This window comes from Streptomyces sp. NPDC048191, from assembly GCF_040652655.1.
GTDB lineage: Bacteria > Actinomycetota > Actinomycetes > Streptomycetales > Streptomycetaceae > Streptomyces.
Map to the genome: position 1 here is coordinate 21148 of NZ_JBEZMO010000012.1, position 16003 is coordinate 37150.

Annotated in this window: 7 protein-coding genes; 2 read left to right on the forward strand and 5 right to left on the reverse strand. The window is 74.8% G+C overall.

Annotated elements, in window-relative coordinates; translation table 11 throughout:
• Positions 1 to 119: 119 nt before the first annotated feature.
• Together AB0D93_RS20525 and AB0D93_RS20530 are read right to left on the reverse strand one after the other, a co-directional pair.
• Positions 120 to 1349: an MBL fold metallo-hydrolase gene (locus AB0D93_RS20525; RefSeq protein ID WP_362121189.1), complete on the reverse strand. Its 1230-nt coding sequence runs from the start codon at positions 1347 to 1349 to the stop codon at positions 120 to 122.
• Positions 1350 to 1390: 41 nt separating this feature from the next.
• Positions 1391 to 1642 carry a DUF6059 family protein gene (locus AB0D93_RS20530; RefSeq protein ID WP_362121191.1) on the reverse strand — a complete coding sequence of 84 codons (252 nt, stop codon included), beginning with the start codon at positions 1640 to 1642 and terminating at the stop codon, positions 1391 to 1393.
• A 264-nt stretch (positions 1643 to 1906) separates the two neighbouring features.
• On the opposite strand from AB0D93_RS20530, the gene AB0D93_RS20535 reads away from it, so the two are divergent.
• Entirely contained in the window at positions 1907 to 2125 is a 219-nt protein-coding gene (locus tag AB0D93_RS20535; RefSeq protein ID WP_362121193.1) for a DUF5988 family protein, read from the forward strand.
• Between the two features lie 54 nt (positions 2126 to 2179).
• A complete protein-coding gene (gene rfbC, locus AB0D93_RS20540) occupies positions 2180 to 2770 on the forward strand; it encodes a dTDP-4-dehydrorhamnose 3,5-epimerase (RefSeq protein ID WP_362121195.1) in 591 nt (196 codons plus the stop codon).
• 219 nt (positions 2771 to 2989) lie between these two features.
• Here rfbC and AB0D93_RS20545 read toward each other — a convergent pair whose 3' ends face one another.
• The 3 genes from AB0D93_RS20545 to AB0D93_RS20555 all read right to left on the reverse strand — a co-directional run bounded on the left by AB0D93_RS20545 (position 2990) and on the right by AB0D93_RS20555 (position 15966).
• Positions 2990 to 4576: an FAD-dependent monooxygenase gene (locus AB0D93_RS20545; protein WP_362121197.1), complete on the reverse strand. Its 1587-nt coding sequence runs from the start codon at positions 4574 to 4576 to the stop codon at positions 2990 to 2992.
• 92 nt (positions 4577 to 4668) lie between these two features.
• Positions 4669 to 9297, reverse strand: a complete 4629-nt coding sequence (locus AB0D93_RS20550) for a type I polyketide synthase (protein ID WP_362121199.1) — start codon at positions 9295 to 9297, stop codon at positions 4669 to 4671.
• A gap of 63 nt (positions 9298 to 9360) precedes the next feature.
• The gene (locus AB0D93_RS20555; RefSeq protein ID WP_362121201.1) at positions 9361 to 15966 is read right to left on the reverse strand and encodes an SDR family NAD(P)-dependent oxidoreductase; all 6606 of its coding nucleotides are present in this window, start codon (positions 15964 to 15966) and stop codon (positions 9361 to 9363) included.
• Positions 15967 to 16003: the final 37 nt, after the last annotated feature.

Below are 16003 nucleotides of genomic sequence, written 5' to 3' on the forward strand. Positions count from 1 at the left end.
ACCCGGCACTCGGGCCCCCGCGCCCAACGGCTGCGGCAGGGCGCACAGTTGCCGCCGGTGGCGCCTCCACGGCCGACCGGCCGGTGATGCCTCACCCGGGGCAGAGCGCGCCCCTCCCCCTAGGCGGGCTCCCGGCCCGGTGCCGGTGCCGTCCCTTCCGGGATGTCCCCCCTCGCAACCGCGGCGGACTCCCGGCCCTGTACCGGCCTCGCCCGCCCCGCGTTGCCGTGTTCCGCGGGCCGGCTCGCGGTGACGGCCCGCCACCAGGGCTCGTCCGGCGTCTCCAGCAGGGGCTCGAAGGGCCGGCCCGGTTCGGGTGCGGCCACCCGTACGTCCCGACGGCGGGCCGCGGCCGTGATCCCCTCGACGGGGGCGGACCAGGGGTGCGGGGCCAGGTCGAAGGTGCCCCAGTGGATCGGCAGCAGCGCGCCTCCGGGGGCGCCGCCGGACAGCTCCAGGTGAGCGCGCAGGCCTTCCTCGGGGGTCATGTGGTGGGTGGGCCACAGCTCGTTGTACGCCCCGACCTGGATCATCGTGGCGTCGAACGGCCCGTGCTCGGCGCCGATCCGGGAGAACCCCGGGAAGTAGCCGGTGTCCCCGCTGTGGAAGAGGCGGTGGGCCGCGGAGGCCACCACCCAGGAGGCCCACAGCGCCCGCCGCGGTCCCGCCAGCCCCCGGCCGCAGGAGTGCAGTGCGGGCGTGGCGGTGAGCGCGAGGCCCGCGATCCCGGCGGACTCGCCCCAGTCCAGCTCCCGCACCCGGTCCGCCGGCACCCCCCAGCGCTCCAGGTGGGCGCCGACGCCGAGCGGTACGGCGAAGACGGCGTTCCCCGTGGCCAGGGTGCGGACGGCCGCCATGTCCAGATGGTCGTAGTGGTCGTGGGAGACGACGACCACGTCGACATCGGTGAGCGCCTCCAGCGGCACGGGCACCGGATGCAGCCGCCTGGGGCCGAGGAAGCCGAAGGGCGAGCAACGGGCGCTCCACACCGGGTCGAAGAGCACCTTCCGGCCGCCGATCTCGGCCAGCACGGTGGAGTGTCCGAGCCAGGTCAGCCGCAGCCCGGAGGCCGGCGGCACGGCGAGGTCCGCGAGCGTGGTGCGGTGCAGCGGGACGGGCCGGACCGGCCTGCGCCCCGAGTCGGTCCACACCCGCACCTGTCCCAGCAGCTCGGGCAACACCTTCCAGAAGCGCGGCAGTTCGGGTTCGGGCACGGGATTGACGAAGCCGCCGCCCGCGTGGTTCGGCGAGCGCAGGATCCGCTGGAGCCGTCGCCCCTCGGGGACGGCGCCGAACACCGCCGGGCGCTTGCGGAGCGGTCGTAACAGGCGGCGAGCGGTGGCGAGCACGGGGCCTCCCGGTGGGCGGAGCGCGCGTACGGACTTCCTCATCACTTCGTCAGCTGGCTCCACAGTTGTTCTTCGACGGCGTCCAGCGGCACTCCGGCGACCAGGCGCTCGGGATGCCCCGGCCCCGGTTCCGACAGGACCGGTCCGGTGCCGGGCTCCTCCTCCCACTCGTCGTCCCAGTGCCAGCCGAGCGGGAGGAGGGCGCCACAGGCCAGTCCGAGCGCGGTCAGTGCCGGGCCCATGCCCCGCAGCGCGCTCCATGTCCAGCCGCCCAGGCGACGCCACATCGGCATGCCCCCTTCGTTCACGGATACCGAATCCAGAAGCCTGCAGATCACAACAAGAATCAGAAGTCAACGCGCAGAAGACAAGAGACAAAAGGAGCCACACGATGAGAACACCATCGTCGTGGTGACCTCCAAAGCCCGGCTAAGGTGGCGCCGGGACGGGACGGTCCGCTGTTTTAGGACAGCTTTATGCGAAGGGGCGATTCTGGCGGTACGGCAAGGCCCGCACAGGTCACTGCCCGACGCTCGTCCGATCGAAGGAGACGACACATGACCGCGCCCAGGCCCAACGTCTTGCTCCTCGGTGGCCGGCCCCCGCAGCTGAGCCAGGAGGAACGGATCCGGTATGTGGCCGACGTCAGCACGAAGGTGAAGGTCCTGAACGGAAACCGGTACGACCACTTCGAACCCACCGGCGAGACCGTCGTGGAGGAGGAGCACGAACTCCTCGTGTACGAGTGGAGCGGGTGCACCTACGTGGCCGAATAGCCGCGGTCCGCGGCTCATGCCGTACGTCGTCCCCCGCCCGAGAGGAATCGGACAGTGCGCAGACTCGCGATCGAAGGTGTTTGGCTGCATTCTCCCCTCATTCACCGTGATGAGCGTGGAAGCGTGCTGGAGTGGTTCAACGGAGAGGAATTCCGCAAAAGCGTGGGGCACGAACTGACCGCCGCGCAGGCCAATTGCCCGGTGACCCGGCGCGGGGCGATCCGCGGAATACATTTCGCGGACGTCCCGCCCGGTCAGGCGAAATACATCACCTGCGCGGCCGGGGCGATCCTGGACGTGGTCGTGGACCTGCGCACCGGCTCGCCCACCTTCGGCCGGTGGCTCTCCGTGCGGCTGGACGACCGGAACCGGGACGCCCTCTACATCGCGGAGGGCCTCGGCCACGCGTTCATGGCGCTGAGCGAGGAGGCCACGGCGTTCTACCTGTGTTCGACCCCGTACACGCCGGAGCGTGAGCACGGCATCCACCCGCTGGACCCGGACATCGGCATCGACTGGCCGGCCGGCACGACCCCGGTCCTCTCCGCACGCGACGCGGCCGCCCCCACCCTGAAGGAGGCCGAACGGGACGGGATCCTGCCGAGCTTCCGCGCCACGCAGGAGCTCCGCCTGTCCCGCGTCTGAGCGGCACCCCGCTCCCCTCGATCCCCCCACTCCGGCCGGACCGCGTCCCCTTCCGGTCCGGCCGGATTCCCCCACGAAGAAGCCGCAGCTCCCGGACAGCCCGTCAGGCTCCGGGAGCTGCGGCTTTCCGGGTGTCCGACCGCGCTCCGGCACGGACGGAGGCGGGCGGGGAACCGGGCCGCACACCCCGATTCCCCGCCCGCCTCTGCGTGTGCCTCCTCAGCCCAGGACCGCCGGCGCCCGGCTCGGGCCGAACCAGTGGTCCAGTGCCCGGGCCGGCGAGTCCGCCTCGGTGCCGAGATCGCGGGCCCAGGCGACGTACCCGTCGGGACGTACCAGCACCGCGGCCAGTCCGGGGCGGCCGGGGCAGACGCCCCGGACCCAGCGCAGATCCGGACGGCCGGCCACGGCCGCACGCAGTCCGGCCGAGCCCACCACGTCCACCAGCAGCCCACGGCCGTCGACGGGCCGGAGCACGCCACCGTCCTCGGCGGACACCAGGTCGGGTGCGAAGGCGCCGACGAGCGGATGGCCGGAGGCGGGCCCGTCGTAGACGATGTCCAGTCCGTGCAGCATCTCGATCAGTGTGCGCTTGCCCTGCGGGAGTCCGGCCAGCTCGGTGAACAGCTCACGCAGCGCGTCCACCTGGGGGCCGTGGCGCAGCAGTGCCGCCTGGGCCCGCGAGTTGCGCAGGACGCGGGCCGCCACGGGGTGGCGTTCGGCCGTGTACGTGTCCAGCAGTCCGGGCTCGGAGGTGCCACGTACCACGCGGGCCAGCTTCCAGCCGAGGTTGGCGGCGTCCTGGATACCGAGGTTGACGCCCTGCCCGCCGAAGGGCGAGTGGACGTGCGCGGCGTCGCCGGCGAGCAGCACCCGGCCGCGCCGGTAGGTCGAGGTGTGGCGGGCGTTGTCGCTGTAGCGGAACGGAGAGCGCACCCGGGTGACCGTGACGTCGGTGCCGCTCACCCGCCGCAGCGCCGCCTGCAGTTCGTCCTTCGTGGCCGTCGCCAGCCGGTCGGCCGGCGGGACGTCGTACTCGATGGCCACGAGCTGGCCGGGCACCACGTCGACCATCAGCGCGCCCCGTGGTGTCCGCGTGAACCCGTGCGGGAGCTGCTCCGGATCCAGCAGGGTCACGTCCTCGCCGCCGACGGCGAACAGCGTCGGCTCGGTGCCGGGGAAGTCGAATCCGGCCAGGCGCCGCACGAGGCTGCGCCCGCCGTCGGCACCCACCAGGTAGCGGGCCCGCAGGGCGCGCCCGTCGTCCAGGTGGACGACCACTCCGGACGGACCGGCGTCGAGGTCGACGACGGCGCGTCCCTCGACGAGCCGGACACCGTGCCGGCGCGCCCGGCCGGCGAACACCTCCCGCAGGGCCGCGTACGGCACCGGCAGCAGGGACACGTCGGGGAACTCACCGGCCGGGTCGGTCAGGGGCACCATGCCGATGTGTCCCTTCGTGGCCCCGCCGGCGCCGAGCCGCGTCGACGTGACCTGGCCCGGTTTCTCGTGCCGCGGGGGGCGGTCCGGACGCAGCCCGGCCGCGGTGCCGATCAGGTCCCGCAGGGCCTGCTCCGCCGCCCGGACGACCGGTTCGTCCAGGCCGCGCAGCGCGAGCGTGCGCATGGTGCGGGTGGTCACTCCGCGCAGCGCGGGACTGTTGGCCCGCACCGGCCGGTCGAGCTTCTCCACGACGACCACGGAGGCGCCGCCCAGCCCGAGTTCGGCGGCGAGGAAGAGCCCTACCGGTCCTCCCCCGACGACCACCACGTCGGCATCGACGTCCGTCAAGGCATCGGCGTCCACGATGCGATCTCCTTCCACGAGGTACGGGGTGTGTCCGGCGAATCAGGCCGGAGAGCGGAGCGGGGCCGGAGGGATCCGGCCCCGCTCCCGGGTCAGGACCCGCCGGGCAGGCCCTGGACGGCGGCCGCGCCCGCGAGGGCCGTGTGCAGGTAGCCGGCCAGGGCCGACGGGCTGGGGTGCTCGAAGATCTGCCCGAGCGGCAGTTCGACGCCCGTGGCGTCCACCAGCCGGCCGCGCAGTTCGAAGGCGGTGAACGAGGTGAGTCCGAGGTCGACGAAGGGCGTGTCCTCGGGGACGGCGTCGGCCGAGCCGTGGCCGAGGACGAACGCGGTGCTCCTGCGCACCAGCGAGAGCAGCGCCGCCTCCCGCTCCTCGGCGGACAGTTCGGCGAGGTGGGCCGTCAGCCGGGTCTCCGCCTCCGCCCCGGCGTCCGCCGCGTCGGCCGGCACGTCGACCAGGTCGCGCAGCAGCGGGTGCACCGGGCGGCCGGTGAACTCGGTGAGCAGGTCGGTCAGCGGGATGCCGGCCACGACGAGCGAGGGCTCGTCGCCGCGCAGGGCGCGCGCCGCCGCCTCCGCCGTCTCGCACGTGCCGTCCCACGCCACGCTGTGCCCGGCGAGCCCGGCCGTCCTGCGCTCACGCACCAGCCCGTCGTGCACGGCGTGGACCAGCGCGTGCTCGACACGGCTGCCGCCGTCGAGCGGTGTGGTGAAGGGCGCGAACAACGCGAAGTGGGTGAGCGGCAGTTCACGGGTGAGCTGATGGAGGTTCAGCGCGGCGGCCAGCGCGAACTGGGCGTCCGCCGCGGGGTCCACCGAGACCTCCCGGTCGTCGGCCAGCGCGCCGAGGTGCAGGACCGCGGTGAGCGGCTGTCCGGCCGGCACCGTGGCGAGTACGGCGGCCAGCGCGGCCTGGTCGGCCGGGTCGCAGTCGACCGCCGTGAGCCGGCAGCCGAGGGCGGGGCCGGTGTCCGCCGGGCCGCCGCTCTTGCGGCCCGGTTGCGTCAGCAGCAGGACGTGGGCGGCTCCGTGCTCCGCCGCCCAGCGCACCGCGGCCCCGGTCAGCGGCGTGCCGGAGTCGGTGACCAGGACGGTGCCGGTGAGCGCCCCTTCCGTGCCCGACGGCCGCTCCCCGGCCCGGACCAGGCGCAGCACCTGCACTCCGCCGGGCCGGATGGCCACGTGGTCCGGTCCGGCGGGGGCCGCCAGGGTGCCGACCAGCCAGTCCAGGATGCGGGGGGTGAGGCGCTCCGGCAGGTCGACGAGCCCGTACCAGGGGATGTCCGCGGGTCGGCGGGTCTCGGTGAGCGCCCACAACTGGGCGGCGGCGGTGCCCTGTTCGCGTCCGTCGGGATCGACGGCCGCCCGGGTCAGGCACCACAGCGGTGCGTCGATGTCGGCCTCGGCGAGGGCGGCGCCCAGCCGGTAGGCGGTCAGCAGCTCGGGCACCGCCGCGTCGGCCGACGCGGGGACGCGTTCGTGGCAGGCGAGCAGCGAGACCACTCCGGCCACCCGCGGCTCGTCGGGGTCGGCCGATTCGGCCTGCCTGGCCTCCAGCGCCATGCGGAGCACCTCGGCGAGATCCGCGCAGTGCTCGGTGACGACGACGGGGACGACGGTGGCTCCGGCGGCGGCCAGGGCGGCCACGACGGCGGCCGGATACCGTTCGTCCGTTCCGCCGCGGGGCAGCACGGCGAGCCAGCGGCCGGACAGCAGCGGCACTCCGGGAGGCGGTGTGCGGCGCCAGACGGGCCGGTGGAAGACGCTCGCCCCGGCGGCGTCCGGATCGGGCCCCCGGCGCCAGGCGGCCAGCGCGGAGACGACCTCGGTGAGGGTCCGCGGCAGGCCGTCGGCCATCCCGGTCAGCCGGGCGATCCGGTCGACGTCGGCCTGGTCGACCGCCGTCCAGAACAGCTCCTGCCGTGTGCGCTCGTCGGCCGGGGAGAGCGGCTGCAGCCAGTAGCGCTGCCGCTCGAACGGGTAGGTGGGCAGCTCGACCGGGGCGGTGGGCGCCTCGCCGAAGGCCGGTTCCCAGTCGACGTCGACGCCGTTGACGTACAGCGCGGCCAGCGCGCCCAGCGCGGCCTCGGGCTCCGGGCGGTCACGGCGCAGCAGCGGCACGGCCACCCGGGCCTCGGCGGGCCCGGTGTCGCCGGCGCGGGCGGCGGCCGTCGGCGTGCGCTGGGCCAGGGCGGCCAGGACGCCGTCGGGACCGAGTTCGACGTAGGCCTCGGTGCCCAGTTCGCGCAGCCGCTGCAGTCCGTCGTGGAAGCGGACGGTGCCGCGCAGGTGCTCCACCCAGTAGTCGGGGGTGAGCAGCCGGGCGTCGGCGCTGTCGCCGGTGCTGCCGCAGACGACGGGGATGCGCGGTTCGTGGAACTCGGCCTCGGCGGCGGCCCGGCGGAAGTCGTCGAGCACCGGGTCCATCAGCGGCGAGTGGAAGGCGTGGCTGACGGAGAGCCGGCGGATCTGGCGTCCGGCCCTGCGGAACCGCTCGGCCACCCGTTCCGCGTCGTCGGCCGCGCCGGACAGGACCACGGCGCGCGGCCCGTTGACGGCGGCGATGCCCAGGCGGTCCTCCGCTCCGGCGATGGCGGTGCGCAGTTCGTGTTCGGTGGCCTCGACGGCGATCATCGCGCCGCCGTCGGGGAGTTCCTGCATGAGCCGTCCGCGGGCCGCCACCAGTTTGCTCGCGTCCGCCAGCGAGAGCATGCCGCTGCAGTGGGCGAGGGCCAGTTCTCCGACGGAGTGGCCGATCAGCTGGTCGGGCCGGACGCCGAATGCCTCGAGCAGCCGGAACAGGGCGACCTGGAGGGCGAAGAGGGCGGGCTGTGCGTACTCGGTACGGCTCAGCAGTCCGGCCTCCGGACCCGGCGGCCGGGCCCAGGCGACCTCGCGCAGGGGCCGCCCGAGGTGCGGGGCCATGGCTTCGCAGACCTCGTCGAAGGCGGCGGCGAAGGGCGGATAGGCGCGGTACAGGCCCTGGCCCATGCCGAGTCGCTGGCCGCCCTGCCCGGAGAACATGAACGCGGTGCGCGGTGGTGCCGTCGCGCTGCCCGTGAGCAGGTGGGGCCGGGTGCGGCGGTCCCCGACGGCCCGCAGGCCGTCGGTGAACGAGGCGCGGTCGGTGCCGACCACCACGGCACGGTGCTCGAACGAGGTGCGGGTGGAGGCGAGCGCCCGGCCGATCCGCCGGTCCGTCACCTCGGGCCGGGACCGGACGTGGTGCAGGAGCCGCTGGGCGCTGTGCGCGAGGGCGGCCGGGGTGCGGGCGGACAGGATCCACGGGTGGGCGCCGGGCGCGTCGGCGGGCACGTCCTGGTCCGCCGAGACGGTGTCCGGTCCCTGTTCGACGATGACGTGGGCGTTGGTGCCGCTGATCCCGAACGAGGAGACGGCGGCCCGGCGCGGACGGTCCACGGCCGGCCACGGGACGGTCTCGGTGAGCAGTTCGACGGCTCCCGCGGCCCAGTCGACGTGCGGTGAGGGGGCGTCGACGTGCAGCGTGCGCGGTAGCCGGCCGTGGCGCATGGCCTCCACCATCTTGATCACACCGCACACCCCGGCGGCCGCCTGGGTGTGGCCGAGGTTGGACTTGACCGACCCGAGCCACAGCGGCCGGTCCGCCGGCCTGCCCTGCCCGTAGGTGGCCAGCAGGGCCTGGGCCTCGATCGGGTCGCCGAGCGGGGTGCCGGTGCCGTGCGCCTCCACCGCGTCCACGTCCGCGGCGAGCAGCCTGGCGCCGGCCAGGGCCTGGCGGATGACGCGTTCCTGGGCCGGTCCGCTCGGCGCGGTCAGCCCGTTGCTCGCACCGTCCTGGTTGATCGCGCTGCCGCTGATGACGGCGTGCACGGGGTGGCCGTTGCGGCGGGCGTCGGAGAGCCGTTCGAGCAGCAGCACGCCCGCGCCCTCGGCCCAGGCGGTGCCGTCCGCGCCGGCCGCGAAGGACTTGCAGCGGCCGTCGGGGGCCAGCCCGCGCTGCCGGCTGAACTCGATGAAACCGCGCGGGCTGGGCAGCACGGTCACCCCGCCCGCCAGCGCGAGGGCGCAGGTGCGGTCGCGCAGTCCCTGGGCCGCCAGATGGACGGCCACCAGGGACGAGGAGCAGGCCGTGTCGAGGGTGACGGCCGGGCCGTCCAGGCCGAGGGTGTAGGCGACCCGCCCGGAGGCGACACTGGTCTGGTTGCCGATGGCGAAGCCCTCGATGTCGGCGGGCACACCGCTCGCGCTGACCGGCCCGTAGTCCTGGCCGATCACACCGACGTAGATGCCGGTGTCGCTGCCCTTGAGCGTGGTGGGGTCGATGCCGGCCCGTTCCACCGCCTCCCAGACGATCTCCAGCAGCAGCCGCTGCTGGGGGTCGGTGGCGAGCGCCTCGCGCGGACTCATCCCGAAGAACGCGGCGTCGAACTCCCCGGCCTCGTGCAGGAACCCGCCGCGGTCCACGTAGCTGGTGCCGCGGTGCTCGGGGTCGGGATCGTGGATGCCCTCGATGTCCCAGCCGCGGTCGGCGGGGAAGGAGGTGATGGCGTCGGTGCCGGACGCGACCAGCTCCCACAGGTCCTCGGGGGTCTGCACCCCGCCCGGGTAGCGGCAGGCCATGCCCACCACGGCGATCGGCTCCTCGCGTTCCGCCTCGACCTCCTGCAGCCGGCGGCGCGTCTTGAGCAGGTCGGCTGTGACCCGCTTCAGGTATTCGGTGAGCTTCGGTTCATCCGACACGGCTGACCCGGCCTCTCTCTCGGTGGGTACGGTCCACGGCTGCGTACGGCCCCTGTCTCCCGCTCACAGGCCGAGCTCCCGGTCGATCAGGGCGAAGATCTCGTCCGCGCCCGCGGTCTCGATCTCCTTTTCGGGTGCCGTGGTGTCCAGCACGTCCGGCGTCTCGGGGCGCAGGCGCTGCACCATCGCCTCCAGGCGGCCGAGGATCTCCTCGCGCAGGTCGTCGGCGGGGACGTCGGCGACGAGCCTCGCCTCGAGCTCGCCGAGGTCGTCGAGCAGGCCGCTGCCGGCGGCGGCCGGGGCCAGCTCGGCGAGCAGGTGTTCGGCGAGTTCGGCCGGTGTCGGGTGGGCGAAGACCACCGTCGCGGGCAGCCGCAGCCCGGTCGCCCGGTTGAGCCGGTTGCGCAGCTCGACCGCGGTGAGCGAGTCGAAGCCGAGTTCCTTGAAGGGCTGGGTGACGGAGACGTCCTCGGGTGAGTCGTGGCCCAGGACGAGGGCGGCGTTGCCGCGGACCAGCTCCAGGACGAGGCGGCCGCGTTCGGCCGGGTCCGCGTCGGCCAGCCGCAGGTCCGCACCGCCCGGTGCGGTCCCGGTGGCGGGGCCGGAGTGCCGGGCCTGGCGGCGGACGAGGTCCCGCAGCACGGGGTGGAGCATGTCGGCCTCGGCCTGGCGGCGCAGGGCCGTGGTGTCGAACAGGGCCGGGACGACGGCCGCGTGACTGCCGTCCAGGGCCGCGTCCAGCAGGCCGAGGGCCACCTCCTCGGTCATGGCCAGCACGCCGGTGCGCTGCAGCCGGGCCCGGTCGCCGCGGTTCAGGTGGCCGGTCATGCCGGACGCCTGCGCCCACAGTCCCCAGGCCAGCGAGACGGCCGGCAGTCCGCGGGCCCTGCGGTGCTGGGCGAGCGCGTCCAGGAAGGCGTTGGCGGCGGCGTAGTTGCCCTGGCCGGGAGCGCCGACGGTGGAGGCCAGCGAGGAGAAGAGCACGAAGTCGGAGAGGTCCAGGTGCTCGGTGAGGCGGTGCAGGTTCCAGGCCGCGTCCACCTTGGCGCGCAGCACGGAGTGCAGCCGGTCGTCGGTGAGGTTGGGTACGGTCGCGTCGTCGAGTACGCCGGCGAGGTGGACGACGGCGGTGAGCGGGTGGGCCGCGGGGATGTCCGCGACCAGGGCCCGCAGGCGGTCCTCGTCGGCGGCGTCGCAGGCGGCGAGGGTGACGTGCGCGCCGAGTGCGGTCAGTTCCCCGGCCAGTTCACGCGCGCCGGGTGCCTCGGGTCCGCGACGGCCGGCGAGCACTAGGTGCCGCACGCCGCGCTCGCGCACCAGGTGCCGGGCGACCATGGCGCCGAGCGTGCCGGTGCCGCCGGTGAGCAGCACGGTGCCGTCGGGGTCGCGCGGGGCGGGCAGGGCGAGCGCGAGCTTGCCGGTGTGCCGGGCCTGGCTGAGGAAGCGCAGTGCCTCCTTGGCCTGGCGGACGTCCCAGCTGTGCACGGGCAGCGGGGTGAGCACGCCGTCGGCGAAGAGCCGGGCCAGGTCGGCGAGCATCTCCCGGATGCGTTCGGGGCCGGCGTCGAGCAGGTCGAACGCCTGGTAGCGGACGCCGTCGTGGTCGCGCGCGACGGTGCCGGCGTCACGGATGTCGGTCTTGCCCATCTCCACGAACCGGCCGCCGGGCCGCAGCGAGCGCAGGGAGGCGTCCACGAACTCCTTGGCCAGGGAGTTGAGCACGATGTCCGCACCCTGTCCGTCGGTCCGCTCCGCGACCATGGCCTCGAAGCCGAGGTCGCGGGAGGAGGCGATGCGTTCCTCGGGCACACCGAGCCGGCGCAGCACCGGCCACTTGGCGGGGCTGGCGGTGGCGAGCACCTCCAGGCCCCAGTGCTCGGCCAGTTGGAGGGTGGCCATGCCGACGCCTCCGGTGGCCGCGTGCAGCAGCAGCCGTTCGCCGCGCCGGGCGCCGGCCAGGTCCTGCAGGCCGTAGTAGGCGGTCAGGAAGACGATGGGCACGGTGGCCGCCTGGGCGAAGGACCAGCCGTCGGGGATGTGCGTCAGCATGCGGTGGTCGGTGATCGCGACGGGGCTGGTGCCGTGGGTGATGAGGCCCATCACCCGGTCGCCGGGCCGCAGGCCGCTGACGCCGGGCCCGGTCTGCAGCACGATGCCGGCGCCCTCGCCGCCCATGCGTCCGTCGCCCGGGTACATCCCGAGACCGATGAGCACGTCACGGAAGTTGAGTCCGGCTGCGCGCAGCGCCACCCGGACCTCTCCGGTCTCCAGGGGCCGTCCGAGTTCGGGGCAGTCGGCCAGCACGACGTTCTCCAGGCTGCCGCGCTCGCTGACGTCGAGCCGCCAGATGTCCGCGCCGTCCGGTGCCGCCAGGTCGGGATGGGCGCCCGCGGAGCGGGCGAGGCGCGGCAGGTGCAGGGTCTCGCCGCGCAGCGCGAGCCGTGACTCGCCGGTCGCCAGGGCGGCGGGCACCGCGTTCCAGGAGGCGTCGTCGACGTCCAGCAGCACGAACCGGTCGGGGCTCTCCGCCATGGCAGCGCCGACCAGGCCCCAGACCGCGGCGCCGCCGAGGTCGGGCGCGGGCTCACCGGCACCGGTGGCGACGGCCCGCCGGGTGACGAGGACCAGCCGGGCGTCGGCGAACGTCTCGTCGGCCAGCCACCGCTGGAGCAGCCCGAGCACGTCGGCGGTCAGGGCGTGGGTGTGGCCGGCCGGGTCGGCGTCGGTCCGGGAGGGGATCACCGTCAGCACCGTGCCGGGGCAGGGGCTGCCCGCGGCGACGGCCGCGCGCAGCTCCTCCAGGCTGTCGTGGCAGGGCAGTCGCTCCGGTCCGGCCGAGCTGTCGGCCAGTCGCAGCGCCGCCTCCTCCACGGCCGCCGGCCCGCCGGTGACGGGCGCGGTGAGCAGGGCCCAGACGCCGGAGGGCGGCTGGGTGCGGTCGGCCTCGGGCAGTGCCGTCCAGCCCAGGTGGAACATTCCGTCGCGGACGGGCCGGCCGGCCGTGGCGAGCTGGGCCGGGTCGACGGGCCGCAGGGTCAGGGCGGAGGCGCTGACGACGACGCGTCCGTCCGGGCCGGTGGCGAGCACCGCGAGGGCCTCCGCTCCGGCCGGGCGCAGACGGACCCGCAGGGTGCGTGCGCCGGTGGCGTGCAGACGGACGCCGCTCCAGTTGAACGGCAGCCGGATGCCGGCGTCGCCGTCCGTGTCGCCGCCGTCCGCGAGCAGCGCGTGCAGGCAGGCGTCCAGCAGGGCGGGATGGATGCCGTAGCCGGCGGTGTCGGCCTCGGCGGGGAGCTCCACCTCGGCGTACAGGTCGCTGTCGGCGCGCCAGAGTGCGCGCAGGCCGCGGAAGGCGCCGGAGTAGTGGTAGCCGAGGTCCGCCAGACGGTCGTAGGCGTCGTCCAGGGCGACCGGGCGGGCGCCGGGCGGCGGCCAGGCCGCTGCAAGGCCGGCGGCGTCCGGGACGCTTTGCCCGTCGGCTTCCCGGGACAGGGTGCCGGAGGCGTGGCGGATCCACTCCCCCGGTGTCTCCTCCTGCGCCGTGCGGGAGTGGACGGTGACGCGGCGGCCGCCGTCCTCGTCCGGGGCGACGGCGACCTGGATCTGCGTGGCCGTGTCCTCGGGCAGGAGCAGCGGCGCCTCCAGGGTGAGTTCCTCCACCTGGGCGCAGCCGGCCTCGGCCGCGGCGTGCAGGGCGAGTTCGAGGAGCGCGGTGCCGGGGACGAGCACGGTGTCCGCGACGGCGTGGCCGTTCAGCCAGGGGTGGGTGCGCCGGGAGATACGGCCGGTCAGGACGGTCGTACCGTGCTCGGCGGTGCTCAGTGTCGCGCCGAGCAGCGGGTGCGCGGCCGGTTCCAGGCCGAGTCCGCCCGCGTCGGCGGCACCGGCGGGGGTGTCGATCCACAGGCGCCGACGCTGGAAGGCGTACGTCGGGACCGCGGCGCCGGGCGCCGGGACAGCCGGCTGGAGGGCCGGCCAGTCGACGTCAGCGGCCTGGGTGTGGACCTCGGCGGCTGACTGCAGGAACCGGCGGGCGGCGGGCTGGTTGCGGCGCAGGGTGCCGACGGTGGTGACCGCGGCCCCGGCCTCCTCGGTGGTCTCCTGGATCGCGCCGGTGAGCACGGGGTGCGGGCTGGACTCGACGAACAGCCCGTATCCGTCCTTCAGAAGCCTGCGGGTGGTCTCCTCGAACCGGACGACCTGACGCAGGTTGCGGTACCAGTAGGCGGCGTCCAGCGTGGTGGTGTCGACGGGGCCGGCGGTGACGGTGGAGTAGAAGGCGGTGCGTGCGGGACGCGGCGTCAGACCGGCGAGGGCGTCGGTGACTTCGTCCCGGATGGCTTCGACGTGCGGGGAGTGGGAGGCGTAGTCCACCGGTATGGTGCGGGCCTTCACCCCGGCCGCACGGTAGGCGTCGACGAGTTCCTCGACCGACACCGGGTCGCCCGCCACGACGGTGGCCGCGGCGCCGTTGACCGCGGCGATCGCCACGCCGGGAGCGCCGTCGGCGATCCGCTGCGCGACCTGTGCGGAGGGCAGCGGGACCGAGGCCATCGCACCCGTCCCGGCCAGCCGGGTCAGGGCCCGGCTGCGCAGCGCCACCGCGCGTGCCGCGTCGTCCAGCCCGAGCGCCCCGGCGACGTGGGCGGCTGCGATCTCGCCCTGCGAGTGGCCGACGACGGCGTCCGGGACGATGCCCACCGACTCCCACAGCCGGGCCAGCGACACCATCATCGCGAACAGCGCGGGCTGTACGACGTCCACGCGGTCCAGCAGCTCGCCCCGGCCGCCCTCGCGGACGGCGTCGAGCAGGGACCAGTCGGTGTACGGCCCGAGCGCGTCGGCGCAGTCCTCCAGGGCGAGCCGGAAGACCGGCGAGCGCTCGAGCAGGTCGCCGGCCATGCCGATCCACTGCGTGCCCTGCCCCGGGAAGACGAACACCGTGCCCCCGGTGGGCTCGGCCCGGCCCTCGACGAGGTCGCGGGAGGTGCGTCCGTCGCCCAGTGCGTCGAGTGCCTCCCGGGTGCGGGCGCGGTCCTCGCCGAGCAGTACGGCCCGGTGCTCGAACAGGGTGCGCCCGCCCGCCAGGGTGGCGGCGATCTCGGCGTCCGTGATCCGGGGGTCGTCGTCCAGCCAGGCGCTCAGCCGCCGGGCCTGGCCGCGCAGGGCCCCTTCGGTGCGGGCGGACAGCACCCAGGGCGGCGTGGCCGAGGCGACGGCCGGAACGGGCGGGGCCGGGGCGGGCCCGGACGCCGCGGGAGCGGGTTCCTCGACGATCACGTGGGCGTTGGTGCCGCTGATGCCGAAGGAGGAGACGCCCGCCCGGCGGGCCCGCTCGCCCTGCGGCCAGGGCAGCTGCCCGGTCAGCAGCTCGACGCCGCCCGACCAGTCCACGTGCGGTGAGGGCTCGTCGGCGTGGAGGGTGCGCGGCAGTGTCTCGTGGTGCAGCGCCATGACCATCTTGATCACACCGGCCACGCCGGCGGCGGCCTGGGTGTGACCGAGGTTGGACTTGACCGAACCGAGGCGCAGCGGGGCCTGGTCGGCGCGGTGCCGGCCGTACACGTTGACCAGCGCGCCGGCCTCGATCGGGTCGCCGAGGGTGGTGCCGGTGCCGTGTGCCTCGACGGCGTCCACGTCCGCGGGGGTGAGACCGCCGTTGGTCAGGGCCTGCCGGATGACCTGTTCCTGGGAGGGGCCGTTGGGAGCGGTGAGCTGGCTGCTGGTGCCGTCCTGGTTGACGGCACTGGAGCGGACGAGGGCGAGCACCCGGTGGCCGTTGCGCACCGCGTCCGACAGCCGCTCCAGCAGCAGCAGTCCGCCGCCCTCGCCCCAGCCGGTGCCGTCGGCCTGCGCGGAGAACGGCTTGCACCGGCCGTCGGGGGCGAGTCCGCGCTGGCGGCTGAACTCGACGAAGGTGTCCGGTGTCGCCATCACGGTGACCCCGCCGGCCAGGGCGAGTTCGCACTCGCCGCGGCGCAGGGAGTCGGCGGCCAGGTGAATGGCGACGAGGGAGGACGAGCAGGCGGTGTCCACGGTGATGGCCGGGCCGTGCAGGTCGAAGGTGTGGGCGACGCGGCCGGAGGCGACGCTGCCGGCACTGCCGCTGCCCAGGTAGCCCTCGAAGGTGCCCGGCATCGGCCGCAGCCGGCCGGCGTAGTCGTTGTACATGACGCCGGTGAAGACACCGGTGGCGCTGGAGCGCAGCGTGCGCGGCGCGATGCCCGCGCGTTCGAACGCCTCCCAGGCCAGTTCCAGCAGGAGGCGCTGCTGCGGGTCGGTGGCCAGGGCCTCGCGCGGGTTGAGCCCGAAGAACTCCGGGTCGAACTGGTCGGCGTCGTGCAGGAAGCCGCCCCGCGTGGTGTAGGTCCGTCCGGTGGCCTCCGGGTCGGGGTCGTACAGTGCCTCGGCGTCCCAGCCCCGGTTGCCGGGGAACTCGCTCGTGGCGTCGCGGCCCTCGGCGACCAGCCGCCACAGGTCCTCGGGCGTCTGGACGTCGCCGGGGTAGCGGCAGCTCATGGAGACGATCGCGATCGGCTCGTGCCGGGACTCGTCCAGCTCCCGCAGCCGGGCCTTGGCCTGCTGGAGCTGGCCGGTGACCCGCTTGAGGTAGTCGCGCAACTTCTGTTCGGTCAGGGTCTGTTCGGTCGGTGTCTGTTCGGTCGGCACGTCGGTCCGTCCTCTCGGGGTCTTGGGAGGCAGCCTT

What these genes read in the sequence shown, in the direction of transcription:
- AB0D93_RS20530 (WP_362121191.1), bottom strand. Translation starts at nt 1,642, where the DNA reads ATGCCGATGTGGCGTCGCCTGGGCGGCTGGACATGGAGCGCGCTGCGG.
- AB0D93_RS20535 (WP_362121193.1), top strand. Translation starts at nt 1,907, where the DNA reads ATGACCGCGCCCAGGCCCAACGTCTTGCTCCTCGGTGGCCGGCCCCCG.